General features: G+C 37.7%; 13 protein-coding genes, 2 pseudogenes and 1 CRISPR repeat array. Of the genes and pseudogenes, 10 read left to right on the forward strand and 5 right to left on the reverse strand.

Annotated elements, in window-relative coordinates; genetic code table 11:
• Together VB691_RS23200 and VB691_RS23205 are read left to right on the forward strand one after the other, a co-directional pair.
• Window positions 1–243 (forward strand): annotated as a pseudogene (locus VB691_RS23200) (SAM-dependent methyltransferase); the annotation flags it as partial.
• 40 nt (window positions 244–283) lie between these two features.
• Entirely contained in the window at window positions 284–1,039 is a 756-nt protein-coding gene (locus VB691_RS23205) for a YaaA family protein (protein ID WP_323293902.1), read from the forward strand.
• A gap of 82 nt (window positions 1,040–1,121) precedes the next feature.
• Here the strand turns inward: VB691_RS23205 and VB691_RS23210 are convergent, their stop codons facing one another.
• Window positions 1,122–1,625 carry a DM13 domain-containing protein gene (locus VB691_RS23210; RefSeq protein ID WP_323293903.1) on the reverse strand — a complete coding sequence of 168 codons (504 nt, stop codon included), beginning with the start codon at window positions 1,623–1,625 and terminating at the stop codon, window positions 1,122–1,124.
• Between the two features lie 279 nt (window positions 1,626–1,904).
• Window positions 1,905–2,189, reverse strand: coding sequence for a DUF4090 family protein (locus tag VB691_RS23215; protein WP_323293904.1), 285 nt, complete (start codon window positions 2,187–2,189; stop codon window positions 1,905–1,907).
• A gap of 126 nt (window positions 2,190–2,315) precedes the next feature.
• Here VB691_RS23215 and VB691_RS23220 point away from each other — a divergent pair, with 126 nt between their 5' ends.
• Window positions 2,316–2,906: a GIY-YIG nuclease family protein gene (locus tag VB691_RS23220; protein ID WP_323293905.1), complete on the forward strand. Its 591-nt coding sequence runs from the start codon at window positions 2,316–2,318 to the stop codon at window positions 2,904–2,906.
• 24 nt (window positions 2,907–2,930) lie between these two features.
• Here VB691_RS23220 and VB691_RS23225 read toward each other — a convergent pair whose 3' ends face one another.
• Window positions 2,931–3,590, reverse strand: a complete 660-nt coding sequence (locus VB691_RS23225) for a hypothetical protein (RefSeq protein ID WP_323293906.1) — start codon at window positions 3,588–3,590, stop codon at window positions 2,931–2,933.
• A 451-nt stretch (window positions 3,591–4,041) separates the two neighbouring features.
• Here VB691_RS23225 and VB691_RS23230 point away from each other — a divergent pair, with 451 nt between their 5' ends.
• The 7 genes and pseudogenes from VB691_RS23230 to cas4 all read left to right on the forward strand — a co-directional run.
• Entirely contained in the window at window positions 4,042–5,040 is a 999-nt protein-coding gene (locus tag VB691_RS23230; protein WP_323293907.1) for a helix-turn-helix transcriptional regulator, read from the forward strand.
• Window positions 5,041–5,053: 13 nt separating this feature from the next.
• Window positions 5,054–5,713, forward strand: a complete 660-nt coding sequence (gene cas6 / locus VB691_RS23235) for a type I-MYXAN CRISPR-associated protein Cas6/Cmx6 (RefSeq protein WP_323293908.1) — start codon at window positions 5,054–5,056, stop codon at window positions 5,711–5,713.
• Window positions 5,703–8,051 (forward strand): CRISPR-associated helicase Cas3', encoded by a 2,349-nt coding sequence (cas3, locus tag VB691_RS23240; RefSeq protein ID WP_323293909.1) that lies wholly within the window; start codon window positions 5,703–5,705, stop codon window positions 8,049–8,051. Before cas6 ends, cas3 begins: the two co-directional genes overlap by 11 nt.
• Window positions 8,048–9,529, forward strand: a complete 1,482-nt coding sequence (gene cas8a1 / locus VB691_RS23245) for a type I-MYXAN CRISPR-associated Cas8a1/Cmx1 (protein WP_323293910.1) — start codon at window positions 8,048–8,050, stop codon at window positions 9,527–9,529. The genes cas3 and cas8a1 overlap by 4 nt, the downstream gene beginning before the upstream one ends.
• Before the next feature lie 37 nt (window positions 9,530–9,566).
• Window positions 9,567–10,427: a type I-B CRISPR-associated protein Cas7/Cst2/DevR gene (gene cas7i / locus VB691_RS23250; RefSeq protein ID WP_323293911.1), complete on the forward strand. Its 861-nt coding sequence runs from the start codon at window positions 9,567–9,569 to the stop codon at window positions 10,425–10,427.
• Window positions 10,427–11,101 carry a type I-MYXAN CRISPR-associated protein Cas5/Cmx5/DevS gene (gene cas5 / locus VB691_RS23255; protein WP_323293912.1) on the forward strand — a complete coding sequence of 225 codons (675 nt, stop codon included), beginning with the start codon at window positions 10,427–10,429 and terminating at the stop codon, window positions 11,099–11,101. Before cas7i ends, cas5 begins: the two co-directional genes overlap by 1 nt.
• A gap of 155 nt (window positions 11,102–11,256) precedes the next feature.
• Window positions 11,257–12,252, forward strand: a pseudogene (gene cas4 / locus VB691_RS23260) (CRISPR-associated protein Cas4); the annotation flags it as partial.
• A gap of 265 nt (window positions 12,253–12,517) precedes the next feature.
• Here the strand turns inward: cas4 and VB691_RS23265 are convergent.
• A complete protein-coding gene (locus VB691_RS23265) occupies window positions 12,518–13,414 on the reverse strand; it encodes a hypothetical protein (protein ID WP_323293913.1) in 897 nt (298 codons plus the stop codon).
• Window positions 13,415–13,537: 123 nt separating this feature from the next.
• Window positions 13,538–13,993, reverse strand: coding sequence for a hypothetical protein (locus VB691_RS23270; protein WP_323293914.1), 456 nt, complete (start codon window positions 13,991–13,993; stop codon window positions 13,538–13,540).
• Between the two features lie 546 nt (window positions 13,994–14,539).
• Window positions 14,540–15,876: a CRISPR direct-repeat array (repeat unit 36 nt; unit sequence CTGTCTTAACCTTTGATGCCGTAAGGCGTTGATCAC).
• Window positions 15,877–15,895 lie beyond the last annotated feature (19 nt).

The following is a 15,895-nucleotide window of genomic DNA, read 5'->3' on the forward strand; positions in this document are numbered from 1 at the left end:
CAAGAATCACCACAATTACAAGAAATTTACTTGAAGCTAAGAGAACAATGGACAATTAATCAAGGTACAACTCAACAAGAAGTTCGTTCAAGCATAGGGAATAGTGAACCACAAGGTTATTCAACACAAGATCGTTTAGCCACATTAGAAACTCATTTAACCATGTTATCTTCAGCAGGATTTAAGACTGTAGCAGTCCCTTGGCGATTCTTTGGATTAGCTATTTTTGGCGGTTGGGTTTAATCTCAGCAGGTTAACGGATTATTACTTATCAATATTTTCTATGCTTTTAATTCTTTCCTCAGCGAAAACCTTAGTGTTTGACGATTTTTTTATCGTTCCTGAAACAAAAACGGTTCCTATTTTCAAAGAAGATAGTAACTTTTTAGTTAACTATATTAAAACATTTTCTTCTAAAGATTTAGGACAATTACTAGGAGTCAGTGAATCGTTAGCTACCTTAAATTATCAACGATTTCAATCATTTGATACGGCTCAAAAACAAGCAGCTATCTTAGCTTATCGAGGGGATGTTTTCAAACAATTAGAATTGGACAAATTTAAGGATAATGATTATTTATTTGCTCAAGAGCATTTAAGAATCATATCAGGATTATACGGTATTTTAAGACCTCTTGATGAAATTAGCCCTTATCGATTAGAAATGAATACTCGTTTACAAACAGAAAAAGCTGATATTCTTTATAAGTTTTGGACTGAGAAAGTAACTCAACAGCTAAATAATGAATTAGAAAAACATCAAACAAAAATCTTACTAAATTTAGCTTCTGATGAATATTCTCGTATAATTAAATCTGAACACTTCAATTATCCTATCTTGAAAGTTTCTTTTAAGGAAATCAGAAATAGTCAACTAAAAACTATTGGGATTATGGCTAAGAAAAGTAGAGGAATTATGAGCAACTGGGTTATTAAAAATAAAATTGATGAACCTTTAAAACTCAAAAATTACTCAGGTTTAGGGTATCATTATGATGAAAGTTTATCTAATGAGCAAGAACTGGTTTTTATTAAATAATTAACTTACTTTTTAAAGTAAAATAAATTACCAATAAAATCACTTAAGCCTCTACTAGATTAAAACAATAAAAATAGAGATTTTACTGAATAACGGCAGCCCCAAAAGTGGCATTGAATTTACGACACCAAATGGCAACAGATTTATATTCTGTAAGATTTATTTCCTCTGGGATAACATATCTTTGCATCCCACTAAATTGATTTAAAGGAGCTATTACGACATAATCTCCTTCTTGAAGGGGATAAGCAGGAGGATTAGTTGAACCAATCACATCAGATGAACGGTGAAGGATCACCACTAAATCTGGTCCCATTTCTGATGTTTTAAAGTTAGAATCAAGTTCAATAAATGTTTGTGCTTCCTCACTAATAATACGAACGTTTCCTTCCGTGGGATGTTCTCCAGAAACAAAAGAACCGACTTTGATAGTTGACTCTTTTTCTGAGGTACTTTCATCACTTTCGGTACTCTCACTAGACTCTACTATTGGATTAGTATTATTCGCTGTTTCTTGTTGAACACTCTTGCAACCCACAGCAGCAAATAGAATTAAACAGAGTACAAATGTATATGTTGTTTTCATCTCTGATTTTGTTATTTTCAAGGGTCTTGAACAGACAATTCTAGTATTAATCCTCAATCTTAATTTATGCTAATTAATAGCTGAAAATCAGCTTAATTTAAACACGCTACGCTGTTCATCATTTAAAGTGCTAGGCTCGACTTCATGGCAGCAGGGAGCGGGGAGCTTCGGAGAAAGGGTTTGAGCTTTTGTACTAAAAACCTAAATACCCAGTTTAAATGCACAACAGCTTATTACCCTCATTTCTCCCTTGAGGAATGACCAACTGAGCCGTTCTGATTATTTTCCACCATAATAAAAAGCAATTTCTTTATCTTTGAGGGGAACAAACTCGGCACAGAGCAGACGTTGATTGAGTTCTTCAACCGAAAGATGTTTTGCCCCAATTCGGACAATGCGAGAGCGCATCGTATTAGTGACACCACTGCGTTGACGTTGCCCTTCTAGAGCCATAACTTCGTGATATAGCTTTAATTTAGCGGATGGGATCGGTGTTCCGTCTAAATCAAGCCCTTGAGCAATCGCAGAATCAACTGCATCAGCACCCGTAGTAGAAGACATCATAAAAAACTGTTAATTGTGTAGAAAAACTAACTTAAACTATATCATAAGTCTTGTCACCCCAAAAATTCCCCAACCTCAATAAATCTGGGTTTGTATCAAGCGATCGCAGTCACAGAATAATTACTAATGAAACAACTTAACTTATTTGATGATCACTTGTCTTCTCTGTCTCCTAGAAAAGAAAGTTTAATCATGAACAGAGAAGCATTAATTAAATGGAAACAGAGAATATTTAATTATCAGAATCAAGTCAGAAATAGTAACCCACCCCAACAACAAACCTTATTTGATTTGCCTAAAACCTCTTGGCATACAGTAGATGATATTAAACCCTTTGACTTAAAGATACACTCGTCTTTGTTTTGGAGAATGCCAGAAACTAAAAATCAGTTTGAAGATGAAAGTAGTAACGGTTATCTCTATTTTATCATTGATAATACTCTACCAATTTTGTTATATTGTGGAGAAACCAAGTTAACAGCTAATCAGCGTTGGTCAGGAGTTCATTACTGTAAGGATTATATCAGAAATTATATCCAATTGCACCGAATCCATAAACTTGATGTGGCAGTGGTGTCTGCCTTTTGGGAACATATTCCTGCTGATAAGAAAGTGTTATTAGAATGGGAACGAGATTTGATTTTACGCTATAGATCACCATTTAATAAAGAATGTTTTTCCCAATACGGGCAACCATTTGGGAAGGAGTGGAAATGAAGATTAATAGTAATAATTTATGTCTTAATCTTGCCAAGTTCCCTGTTCTTCTAAGAGTAGCTTTTCTCCTTGATAAACTAAAAGTGAGCCATCTTCTGTTACCATATAACGATACTTTCCATTGAGAAATTCATAACCAATAAATCGGCAGGGTGTAATTCCATCAGCACAAGTTGTATGAAGGGTTTTACCTATTAATTGTAGGGACTCTCCCGTATTCGCATTAATTCCCTCATAAGACACATGATCACAGGTTACTTCCCCTTCTTGACAATTAGAATTAATGGTGATTTTAAAGTTCTTAGTTTTTAAGGTTTCAGTTTTTACGGCATTATTAATTTCAACATATAATTGATAAGTAGCATTTCCTCTGGTGCCACCAACAATGATTTTATAGTCCCCGTTTAATGGCAAAACTAAATTAACACTTGTTACTTCTTTTTTAATGACTGTACCTTGAGGAGTGACTAAATCAAAAACTGCATTATTTTCAAGAGAACTCAGAGAAATTTTCATAGTTTGTTGTGCTGAGGCTCCCACTAAATAAATATCTCTGGTTCCTCTAACAACAGAATCTTTAACAGTTTTTGAAGTAGCACCTCTATCAAACTGAATTCGCCTTGTACGGTTACTTTGTGCGATTAATGTTGTTTCAAGTAATTGCTGTTGTGCTTGAACAATCATAGGGTTTATCGTTAAAGAAATAGTAATGAACGTCAAAATGGAGAGAGATAAGACAAAGATTGACAGTGAGGGAGTATTTTGACCTTTCATAATTCTTGTACATCACTTATAAATAGGGACAGAGATATAGAAATAACCTATTAGTTTTCGTTTTTATGCCTCTTTAAATGATTTTTCACCTATCAACCGACGACAACAGATTTTTACTCATTATCCTAAGTTACAACATTTAATTGAGAAAGTTGCTGAATCCTAAGCGCGGATTAACCCAAGTTTCTATCCTAAGTATTAATACTTATCTTCTTTGAGAGTCACGCCGCACCAAAAACAATTTGGGTCAAAGATGATAGAAAAATGTAGCAAGTGGGAATACTGAATTTGAAAAGGCGGAAGTTTTTTTGCCGGGTTAGTTGCTTAAGATTGGGTCAATAAGAGTTTTTGAGGGTTTCCAATGGGGCAAACTACTGCCTTGTCGCCGCGTCGTCTTGAACGACTGCTACAAATGGATCAGTTACTTCGCAATCATGGGCGCATCACACAACCGATGTTAGCCGAAAAATTAGAAGTAACACAAAGAACGATTCGAGATGATTTACATTTTCTGCAAGATCGCTTGATGGCTCCTTTGGACTATAACAAGAAAGAGGGGTGGTATTACACCAATTCTACTTGGCGATTACCGAGTATTTCCTTGAGTATTGGTGAATTATTTGCCTTGACTTTGGGAGCAAGAATGCTTCAATCTTATGCAGGGTCAGCTTATGAGAAGGAATTACGGTCATCCATAGAACGGCTATCAGAGCGATTACCGGAACAAACTTGGATTGATTTACAGCAGTTAGCTGATGAAAGGATTGTCTTTCGTTCAGGAGCCGAAACCAACCTTGACCCTGAAATCTGGCAGAAGTTGTTAGAAGCCTCTCGCGCCTCTAAACGGATTTGGATTCATTATTATGCAGCCACGCGCAATCAGTATTCTGAACGAGTAGTTGATCCTTATTTACTTCATGTTTATCGTGCCACTAATCCTTATGTCATTGGCTTTTGTCATAAACGACAGGAAATTCGTTGGTTTCGCATTGACCGTATTCAACAAATTAAAGTCCTAGATGAAACCTTTGAGCGTGACCCTAATTTTAAGGCAGATACCTATTTAGAGAAGATTTTTCAAGCTGAAGTTGGGGGACATCCGGTTACTGTATCTATTTGGTTTGATGCGGCGACTGCGCCTTTTATTCGTGAACGTCGTTGGCACGTTACTCAAGAGATTACAGAACATGGGGATGGTTCATTGACGTTAAATTTAGTGACTTCGGGGCTAAATGACCTCAAACGGTGGGTTTTAGGCTATGGCAAAGGGGCTGTGGTCAAAGAACCAGTCGAGTTGGTCAACTTGGTTAAGTCTGAAGTTGAGGGATTGAGTCAACATTACAAACTTTCTACAAATTAAAAAGGGGTTAACTGTGAATTTTCTTGAAATTCAATGTTCGTTAAGGGGACAAACTTTACCAGCAGATCATGGTTACGCACTGTACTCTGCTATCAAAAGGCTCTGCCAAGAACACCAACCTAATTTACTAGATAACCAAAATTTATCCTCAGAGATTTTACTCTCTAGTATTCCAGGCATTCCTGATAAAAATGGAATCATTTATCTTAATAATAAGTCTCGTTTTCGGTTTAGATGTCCAGCAGAACAAGCAACGCAATGGTATCGCTTTCTTCAAAATCAGGTTTTAGATATTAGAGGGCATTTAATTCGATTAATTCAACCTCGTTTAACCTTACCTGAAACCAGCAATGTACTCAAAGCCAGATTGGTAACATTTCGTTTAGAAAAATGGAATAGTCAAGAAGCCCCTTTTCACTTTTTAGAATCTTGTCAGAAAGCTTTAGAAAGAATTGAAGTTAATGGCCAAGCTTTTATTGATAATAATTACGAAGGAAATTTAGCTTTAAGATCAATCAAAATTAGAGAGAAAAATGTCTTAGGTTATGGCATTGTAGTTGAAGGATTAAATGAAGATGATTCTCTCAAACTCCAAGGATTAGGATTAGGTGGCCGTAAACATTTTGGCTGTGGATGGTTTTATTCGGCTAAGGAGGAAATTGATGCAGCTTAATCCTAAACTAGACCCTAATATTTTACTGGCTAAGTCCTTTAATTTAGGTCACTGGAAAGGTTCTTATGGATTGGTTGGACACACCGCAGATGTGGTCAATGCTGTCACTACCTTAGTTGATATTTTAGGCGATCGCTTAATTGAACAGTTTGGTCTTAATTGTACCCTCTCCTATCTCAGAGCGACAGCCCGTAAGAGTGCATATATTCATGACTGGGGAAAAGCTAATGAGCATTTTCAAGGAGTTGTACGCTCTAAAATGTCTAATGCTTATCCCAAACGATTTCTTCCCGATAACCCTCAACTTCTGCGACATGAAGTGCTTTCAGTGCTGTTAGCTTGGGAATTTAAGGAATGGTTAGAGGAAGGAGAAGGCGATTTTTTAATAGCTTTAGCAGCAGCAGGGGGACATCATCTTAAATTAGGAGGTCGAGGAGGAAAATGTACGGATGAATTAGGAGAAATTCGTCAGAGTGGAGATGATAAATTATCTTTCTACGTCATTGATAGAGTTAAGGGGAAACCTCAATTTAATCGACACTTTCATCAACTGCTAAAGTATGGAGTAAAAGCTCTAAATTTACCTGAGAAGATTAAATTTTCAAAGGAGTTTAAAAAACAACTTTTTGAAGAATCTTCTCTTGTCTGGTCAATTAAAGAGATCAAGGATAAGAGAGGAAAAATTAGAGAGTTTCTCTCGAATGAATGGCAACCAGATCCTGTTTTTCTGGCTGTTATCAAAGCTCTGTTAATTGCCGGAGATGCAATTGGTTCCGCCATCCCTAATGCCAATGAATCGATTAAGAAGGAAAGAAGAACATCTATTAAAGAATGGATTACAGTTGAAGTCACAAGAACTCTAAATGAGCAGAAACTTCAACAAGTAATTAATGCTCGACTTGAGGGAAATCAATTAAGACCATTTCAACTCAAATTAGCACAAAGTTCAGCAAGAGTTACCCTAGCACGGGCCGGATGTGGTACAGGGAAAACATTGGGAGCTTATAATTGGGCAAAATCTAAGGCATTGGGCAGAAAATTGATATTTTGTTATCCAACAACAGGGACTAGCACTGAGGGTTTTCTGGACTATGTTCATAATCAAGTTGATTCCGTTCTTCTTCATTCTCGTGCTGATGTGGATTTAGAAATGGCAATGACAGGAGAAGAAGACGATGCAGGAGAAGGAATTAATAATGAAGGTGCGCTTAAATTGGAGTCTTTTAAAGCATGGGGACGAGAAGCCATTGTTTGTACAGTAGATACTGTTCTCGGACTGCTTCAATGTAATCGTAGACCCATTTATTGTTTTCCGGCGATCGCACAAGCTGCTTTTGTCTTTGACGAAGTTCATTGTTACGATAATCGACTATTTGGGGCGTTACTACGTTTTCTCGAAGTTGTCAAAGCACCTATTTTACTGATGTCAGCTTCATTTTTACCTTGGCAAAAGGAAATGATCTTAGAAGCTGTGGGAGAACCTATTGAGATTATTAGTGGCCCGGAAGAATTAGAAACACAACCCCGTTATCATTTCCACTATGCTGAAACGCCTGATTGGGACAGGGTTGAACAAGAACTTAACAATAGGGGAAAAGTGCTATGGGTTTGTAATCAGGTAAATACAGCAATTGCTGTTTATAAAGAAGCAAAGGCGAAAGGCTTAAACGCTCTAATCTACCATAGTCGGTTTCGCTATCAAGATCGGGTACAACATCACCGTGATGTTGTAGATGCTTTTAAACCAGAAAATCATGAGCCAGTGTTGGTGATCGCTACCCAAGTTGCTGAAATGTCCCTTGATTTATCAGCGACATTATTAGTTAGTCAAATTGCCAATCCAGCCGGATTAATTCAGCGTTTGGGGCGATTAAATCGTCGCTATTGCGGCCAGGCAAAAGATGCCTTATTTTATCCTGATGAAAAAGTTAGCTATCCCTATAGTCAAGAAGAACTTGAAAATGGATTAAATTTAATTAAGTCATTCACTGATGAAGTTTGTCAAGCAGATTTAGCACAATGGTTAGAACAATCTGGCGAAAAAGGTAAGCCTGATAAAGAATCAGTTTTATTGGATAAAAGTTGGCAGACCTATCCTACATTTTTGCGAGAGGCTGGTTTTAATGTGACGGTATTACTTGAGCAAGATTTGAAAACTATTAAGTCTTTACGGTCAAAAGAAATACCTCGTTATACCGTTCCTATTCCTGCTGATTCAAAAAAGGTTAAGGACTGGGATAAGTATAAATTTTATCCAGTTGCCCCTAACAATCAGTGGGCTTATTCCTCTGAATTAGGGGCTTATGAAATTAAGAATGAGGAGAAAAAATCACAATGACAGAACTTACTTTATCTATTTTTGATCCCAATACCTTATTACCTCACCGTGGGGGAATCGCTGGTTTAGCATTAGCTTTGGATGCTATCAATCCGTCGGATGTTCCTTTTTCATGGAAAGTTACTGAAGACGAAGTAAATCTGTCATGGAAGTGTAGTGATCAAGAAGCTATTTTAAGTTTACTTAGGCAAACTTATCATCTTGAAGATGGTTATTTAGATGTTCCTGCACTTAATCTCGATCAACAAGGAAAATATACCTTTACTGAAGGGGTAACAAGAACATTCCTTCAACATGGGCAACAAAGAAAACTGAGTAAAAACGAAGTATCTTTAAGCTTTATGATCGATGAAGGTCAACCCGAAATTTCTCGCCCTTTTCGTCCTATTGAAGATTGTTACTACACTAGAGATTTTAAGGATGCTTTCAGCAGCAAGGGAACATTTAAACCCAACATCCCCATCAAAGGTCATCATTTACCCGGTTTAGTTGAATGTTTTGCTCATGGAGCTTATCAAGAATCTCCCCAAGGTTTTTTAGCTCTTGTTTTTCTGCCATTAGCGTGTAGTTACTATCAATTATCTGGATATCGTTCAGCCGTCGTTATTCCCGAAATAAAAAATATCAAAGAGTGGGTAAAACGGCGTAAGATTTTTTCTGGAAGTAGTTACCGAGATTTTCGTTCTAGTAGTTCTGGAGAATCGGCATTACGCTTTTTATTACAAGAAAAACTCATTGAAGATAGTCAAGATTTTCGAGTAGATTACTGTGAAGTTTATCAATTGGGTAAACAGCAATGGGATGGTAGTCAAAGTTACCTCAAACAAGCCGTTTATAGAGTCAAAGCTAATGACGAAATTCTAGCTTTATATGATTCAGCCTTTCAGTTTTTTAAACCTCAAGTTCGCACTAATGATAAAGGAGAAACATGGTTGGCTATTTCCAAGATTTTACCTTGGCTTTGCGACAACCTGATTACTGGTAAACCCTGGTATTCAGGTTTCTACGACTTCTACAAACAAAATGAACTTTATGAACGAAAAGGATTAATTAGTATGTCCCAATATCTTGATGTTTTAGAGCAAACATTTTTTGATGCTGTACAAGGAGCTTTTAGTAGTTTCTTACGAGAGCAAATTATACAAGCTCAAAAACAAGGTCGTCCCCTTGATTATAAACAAGCCACGGATAAAGTCATTAATCGTTTACTAAGACCAAGTACCCAACAAGATTTTGCTAAAACAATGGTCGATTTTTTAAGTCGTCATCGTAGCAAAGCAACCAGAGGTGTTGGTGCAGAAATATATCAATGGCTGCACAAAGATAATAACTGGAAACAAGCCAGAGATTTAGCTTTATTAGCCATCGCTAGTTATACAGGAAAAGGAAAAGATGGAACACCAGAAATTCCTGAAGAAGCACTAGATGAATCTAACACTAATTTAGATTCTGAACAAGAGTTAGAAATGTCTGTTTAATCAATGTAAATCAACAATTCTTAAGGAGTTATTAACCATGTCTCAACACATTTTTGTTACTGTCGTCACCCCCACTGCTGTCGCGGCTAACAACCGAGGAGAAGGAGACGGTAGTACCTTATCTACTTTACAAAAAATCACAAGGGGGAATGATCAATATACTACTGTAAGTGCTGATGCTATTCGGTGGGGATATCGAGAATGTTTACAAAATTCTCAACCAGATAATGTCAATCGAACTTTTTACGCGGAAGCTGATAAATATAACATCAAAGATGAAAAGTACAATCCTCAAACTTACATTGATGATGATCTTTTTGGTTTTATGGATGCTAAAAAAGATAAGGACAATAAAAATGCTACAGAAAAACGACGTGGTGCATTAGAAGTGAGTCGAGCAATTAGTTTAGATCCCTATTGGGGAGATATTGTCTTTGGTTCTAAAGGAGGTGAAAAAGGAAAAACCTCTATTCATAATACTGAAGTTCACTGCACCGCTTATCAATATACTTTGGCTTTAACTCCCAGTAGTTTAAAAGCTTCTGAACGGGCTAAATTATTGTTAGATGCTATTCCTGCTATTAAGCACGTTGGGGGAAATCATGCTCGTTTCCTATATGAATTTCGTCCTGAATCTATTGTGATTCGAGTCACAGAAGATCCGAGTCCTTGGATCATGAATTGTTTTGAACGAGTTGGCGACTCAGTGGGATGTCCTCGTCTAGTTCGTTTAGTTGAGGTAAAAGATATTCCTGCGTCGGAATTAATTGTCGCAGGAGAAATCGCTGATACTCCTTATGGTGAAAAACTTAAAAGCTTAAACGTTAAAGTGTATCGAGGCGTTAAAGAAGCGATTGCTGCTGCCAAAGAAATGCTCAAAACGGAGGTAACAGTTTAATGAGTGATCTTCTTTATTTAGAATGTCCTTGTACAAGTTTTCCTCGCAGTTTTGCAAGGGATTACAAGGAAACCTATCTTTATCCTCCCCCTTCTACTATTTACGGGTTTTTACTTTCATTAGTAGGAGAAGAAGATTTAACTGCTCATTTAGGAGTTAAACTAGCAATTGGAATAATTGGAAATACACCGCCTATTTCTCGAATTGTCCGAAAACAACGACATCATAAGTTTAGTAAAACACACATGGGAACTTACCCTCCTAGTCAGTTTTCTAAACCCAATTTTCAAGAACTCTTAACTGATTTAAGAGTAGTTGTGAAACTTGATTCAACTCAAGAATCAGCCACAGTAAAATTAGATGAACGAGTAGCGATCGCTCTATCTTCCCCTGAACAAATCACTCGTTTTGGCGGACTCTCACTAGGAGAATCTTGGTCTTTAATTAACGGAATTCGTCCTTATAGATTAGATGATGGAAAGATCAAATGGTTACTCAAAGATAATCGAGGTTTAATTGGCTTACCTATTTGGATTGATCGTCAAACAACTAGAGGGATATTTCACAGGTTTACTTTAAGTAATTCTGATGAATTTGATGAGAACTGTTGGACTGAAATTAAAGCACCTTTACCAGCTACAAAAGCTAAGTCTGGTTCTCAAAAAAAGAAGTAAAGCATAAAACTGCGGTTAATTATCCATAAGTTTCTGCTATTCTAAAATTTGCACCTTGAAAACCACATAAATTTCTTTTTAAACCGGAAGAGTTTTTGCCTGGTTCCCTAGTTAGATTGGTAGCAAAGCAAGAAAAAAAACACATTATTACTACCATGCAAACTATCGATCTAGACAACGGAACTATTAGCGAACCCATTCAAGACACTATCAGAGTTTCTGCTCTCCATGCCTTTGCTTATTGTCCTCGTTTATTCTACCTTGAGGAAGTCGAAGAACTTTATACCCAAGATGCGGCGGTTTTTGCCGGACGACGGTTACATGAGGAAATCGACAAACAAGAGGATGAAGAATGGCTTGATCTTTACCTTGAAGACGAAATCTTAGGACTGCGGGGACGGGTTGACGCTTTACGCACTCGTGATGGCCAAACTATCCCCTACGAACATAAACGGGGCCGTTGTCATCGAGATGAGAATAAGCAACCTCAAGCCTGGGACAGTGATAAGCTGCAAATTCTAGCTTATTGCTGTTTAATTGAAGCAGCCCTCGGAATTACAGTTCAAGAGGGGAGAATTCGTTATCATGCCGATAATGTTTTAATTCATGTGACCTTTGACCAGGAAGGGCGAAAATGGGTGTCTGATACCATTAAACAGGCACGGGAGTTAAGAACATCCGCTTATCGTCCCCCTGTGGTTAACAATGAGTATTTATGCTCTCGTTGTTCTCTATCTCCGGTTTGTTTACCAGAGGAGGCCAGACTGGCCCACAATAAAGAATGGCACCCCGTTCGTTTGTTTCCTCAAGATGATGAACGAGAAGTAATCCATGTGCTTGAACCAGGTACTAGAGTGGGACGCACGGGAGAACAACTCAAAATTAGCCGACGTAATGAACCTGATGAAAAGGTTTCTATACAGCAGGTGAGTCAAGTAGTTCTCCATAGTTTTTCCCAAATTTCTACTCAAGCTCTCCATTTTCTCTCTTATAAAGATGTTGGCATTCATTTTGTCTCAGGGGGTGGGCGTTATGTGGGGAGTCTCGACACTCGTTCTGGCAGTATTCAACGGCGTATTCGTCAGTATGAAGCGTTAACTAAGACAGAGTTTTGCTTAGAATTGGCTCGTAAATTGGTGAAATGTCGAGGGGGGTGCGCTCAAAAATAGTTGGTGGAGTCAAGAGGCTAGACTAAACCGTCTAGTATGATAACTGGGGAATAAATGCAGCGATCGCTGTCAATCCCATCAGTGAAGCAAAAGATGACAAATTCAGCAACAAAGTAATATTAATTAGCGTAATTTATCCGCTAATTTAAAAACAAACAAGTGAACTCATAGAGGATTATTTAATCTCCTCTTTATGAATAATATTCTTGATAATATTGAGAGATATCTAAGACTAACAGAAATCGGATTAAGCTAGAGATTGAAGGCGAATTTCTTGCCAGAAATCTTGCCACCAATGATTAGCTTTTAAAATTCTCAAAGCCAACATAGGATTAAGACTATCAGGATGCCAAGTGGCTCCGGGGAGTTTTAGCCTTTTTTGAGGGATATATTTATGAGAACTTTCTATTTCTCCCGACCCAATTGGTAAACCTAATGAGCGAAATTTTTCATATTGAATATTGTTTTGAAAACGTTCTAGATAATTGGCTAATCGGTCAATTCTTTCTACACCATGTTGTCGAAGTTTATCAATAACAGTAGTGACAGGCCCTTTCTCAATTAAATGAAGCAGATAAGTCACCCAATTCTTTCTCTGGTTCGTCGGTATTTTAAGAGCTTCCGCACCTTCATAAAGATGTTGAAGTAAATGAGGTTGATCTAAAATAAATTGAAGATTTTGTAATTCAGCTTCCAGAGCTTCTTTTAATCCAATAGCCCCATCAGCAACGGCAAAAATTTGACTTTGAACCGACATTCCTTGAAGATAAGCAGCAGATTTTAGATTTTGGGTAAGTTCAGGATATTTGCCATATCTGGCGACAAATGTCCGCTTTTCTTTTTGCTCAACTGGACGAGCTAAACCCACTCTTACTTCAACCCAATCTATTTTACGAGTTTTTTTTAGCAGCTTTCTTTTGGGAGTTTTTTCTTGCTTTTTAGCGGGTAAATATATTCCTGTCCTGAGCATACTTCCATCCAATTCTAACAAGATTTTGTCAGTTTTTTCTGGGGAATTATTGTCCAAATTTTCTGAGGCTTTTCCCAAAATTTTAGTAACATATTCTTCCGCTAAAAGAGCCTTTTCTTGAACTTCTCTTCTTACCCAACTTCTTTCCACAGAAAAGCCTTCAACAATTGACAATGAACAATGGACAATTGACAATTACCTCTACCTAAAAGGTAGAGGATTGAAAATAAGGAAAAATTTTTTAATTTCTCCCCTTAAAAGAGGAGGTTTTAAACCAAATTAACCAATTGTCAATTGTCAATTGTCAATTGTCCATTGATAATGTTCTTGAAATCTTCTGGCTGCTTGGTCGAAAGATTCTTCTGAACCAAATTCCGTCAAAGCTTGCCCCACTGCCAGGGAACAATCTCCCGTTTTTAGCCCGAATTTTTCCTTCAACGGTCTTATTCCTGTTTTTAATTGCCGATTCCATAAATAAGGCGATTCTAGTTTAATTTTTCCAAAGATTACTGTGTAATTGATCTGAGGTCGTCTCTGTACAACAAATCCCTTTTTTTGGGCTTCAACCGTAACTTGAGACACGATTAAACTTAGTAACAGAGACATTACTTTTAAGCCAATTTCTCTCAAAATAGAGAGAACCGTTCCATCTAGAAGAAAAAATTGAGCCGTCAAATTTTCCTCTTTTTCTAGTATAGTATTAAAAATTAAATCACTTACTTTTGTTACACAATCTTGATATTTTTCTGCCATGACAGTGTGGATTGATTCAATAAACTTCTTCAACACACTGTCATTTTTCTGGATACATAAGCAAGTCCTAATAGAGAAAATCTCGATTGGGACTTGCCCTAAGCAGGGCTAGGCGGAAACAAAACCAGAACCTCGAATCAAACTAGACGGCCTAGTTTGATTCGAGGTTGACCCCCCACCAACTATTTTTGAGCGCACCCTTCGCTTGTCTCAACAATGTGTGAAAAATTTACCCAAGTATAATCGTCCTAATACTTGGTTATTGGATGAAAAAGGTTTCCGAGTTGTCTAAAAATGCAAGCACCTCTGATTGTTTCGTTTCTTCGGCCATGTAAACTGCTTCTATTTCAGAGTAGATAAGGGTTTAACGAATGTTTACACGCTTTATAGGTGCTTGTAAAACGCTGTAATCTATGTCCGAAGCCATTTTTACCTAACCCGATTTGGTCAATAAGTCCCAATTGGGGAGGCGCACTAGCCATTTGACCAGAGGTGCTTGTAAAATTGAGTAAGGGCATCGATAAATTAAGGCTTTCAGCCCTCGCTCTGTCTTAACCTTTGATGCCGTAAGGCGTTGATCACTTTGTAACTAAATTTTTCTACTATTACAGTTTCTTCGCTGTCTTAACCTTTGATGCCGTAAGGCGTTGATCACATTATTGTTATCTTATTCTCAGACATAAGCCTACTACTGTCTTAACCTTTGATGCCGTAAGGCGTTGATCACGATTAACCCAAGCTTTGGAGTATGGTGTAACCTCCACTGTCTTAACCTTTGATGCCGTAAGGCGTTGATCACACAAAAGTTCCGGTCACATAAGTTCTTGCTATTTCTGTGCTGTCTTAACCTTTGATGCCGTAAGGCGTTGATCACGGCAATTATGGCTTTGTAGTACACACTTTCTATGTTGCCTGTCTTAACCTTTGATGCCGTAAGGCGTTGATCACAGTTTGAGGGGGGCGCGGGTAATGATTACCTTAACTGTCTTAACCTTTGATGCCGTAAGGCGTTGATCACGTGATAGCTCTACTATTGCGGGTTGTTTTCAATCCGCTGTCTTAACCTTTGATGCCGTAAGGCGTTGATCACGTTGAGGCCTATAAAACTGGGGACATATTTGGTTTTCAACTGTCTTAACCTTTGATGCCGTAAGGCGTTGATCACAATCCGATCATAAAGCTTACAACCATCATCAACACCTGTCTTAACCTTTGATGCCGTAAGGCGTTGATCACATCGTAAACCCTTAAATATTTCGCTGATTGACGAGAGCTGTCTTAACCTTTGATGCCGTAAGGCGTTGATCACGGAATTAGGTTAAAAGTTACTTAAAACTGATTAATTCTGTCTTAACCTTTGATGCCGTAAGGCGTTGATCACTTCCCTCATTTTTTGATCGGGTGAACGCGGTTAACTTCTGTCTTAACCTTTGATGCCGTAAGGCGTTGATCACTAGAATGGCAAATTGTCAGAGAGATTGCTTATCAATCTGTCTTAACCTTTGATGCCGTAAGGCGTTGATCACAAGACTTCCGTTACTCTTGGAAACGGTTCTGATGCCCTGTCTTAACCTTTGATGCCGTAAGGCGTTGATCACGACTCTAGAATAAAACTTACAGCCATCTTCAACACACTGTCTTAACCTTTGATGCCGTAAGGCGTTGATCACAATTTTAGCGATCGCCTGATAACCCCTAGTAAGGAACCTGTCTTAACCTTTGATGCCGTAAGGCGTTGATCACTTAAGGCGTTATAAATCGTGATTTTTGTCGGTTTCTGTCTTAACCTTTGATGCCGTAAGGCGTTGATCACGTTAAGGGAATTAATGCGAGATTTGATTTTTTTTCTGTCTTAACCTTTGATGCCGTAAGGCGTTGATCACTACAAACATTTACCAGAAA

Origin of the sequence: Crocosphaera sp. XPORK-15E (assembly GCF_034931425.1) — a bacterium.
Taxonomy (GTDB): domain Bacteria; phylum Cyanobacteriota; class Cyanobacteriia; order Cyanobacteriales; family Microcystaceae; genus UHCC-0190.

Excerpts from the sequence above, each read along its gene's own strand:
- VB691_RS23205 (WP_323293902.1), top strand. The coding sequence starts at position 284 with ATGCTTTTAATTCTTTCCTCAGCGAAAACCTTAGTGTTTGACGATTTT.
- VB691_RS23210 (WP_323293903.1), bottom strand. The coding sequence starts at position 1,625 with ATGAAAACAACATATACATTTGTACTCTGTTTAATTCTATTTGCTGCT.
- VB691_RS23215 (WP_323293904.1), bottom strand. The coding sequence starts at position 2,189 with ATGATGTCTTCTACTACGGGTGCTGATGCAGTTGATTCTGCGATTGCT.
- VB691_RS23220 (WP_323293905.1), top strand. The coding sequence starts at position 2,316 with ATGAAACAACTTAACTTATTTGATGATCACTTGTCTTCTCTGTCTCCT.
- VB691_RS23225 (WP_323293906.1), bottom strand. The coding sequence starts at position 3,590 with ATGATTGTTCAAGCACAACAGCAATTACTTGAAACAACATTAATCGCA.
- VB691_RS23230 (WP_323293907.1), top strand. The coding sequence starts at position 4,042 with ATGGGGCAAACTACTGCCTTGTCGCCGCGTCGTCTTGAACGACTGCTA.
- cas3 (WP_323293909.1), top strand. The coding sequence starts at position 5,703 with ATGCAGCTTAATCCTAAACTAGACCCTAATATTTTACTGGCTAAGTCC.
- cas8a1 (WP_323293910.1), top strand. The coding sequence starts at position 8,048 with ATGACAGAACTTACTTTATCTATTTTTGATCCCAATACCTTATTACCT.
- cas7i (WP_323293911.1), top strand. The coding sequence starts at position 9,567 with ATGTCTCAACACATTTTTGTTACTGTCGTCACCCCCACTGCTGTCGCG.
- cas5 (WP_323293912.1), top strand. The coding sequence starts at position 10,427 with ATGAGTGATCTTCTTTATTTAGAATGTCCTTGTACAAGTTTTCCTCGC.
- VB691_RS23270 (WP_323293914.1), bottom strand. The coding sequence starts at position 13,993 with ATGGCAGAAAAATATCAAGATTGTGTAACAAAAGTAAGTGATTTAATT.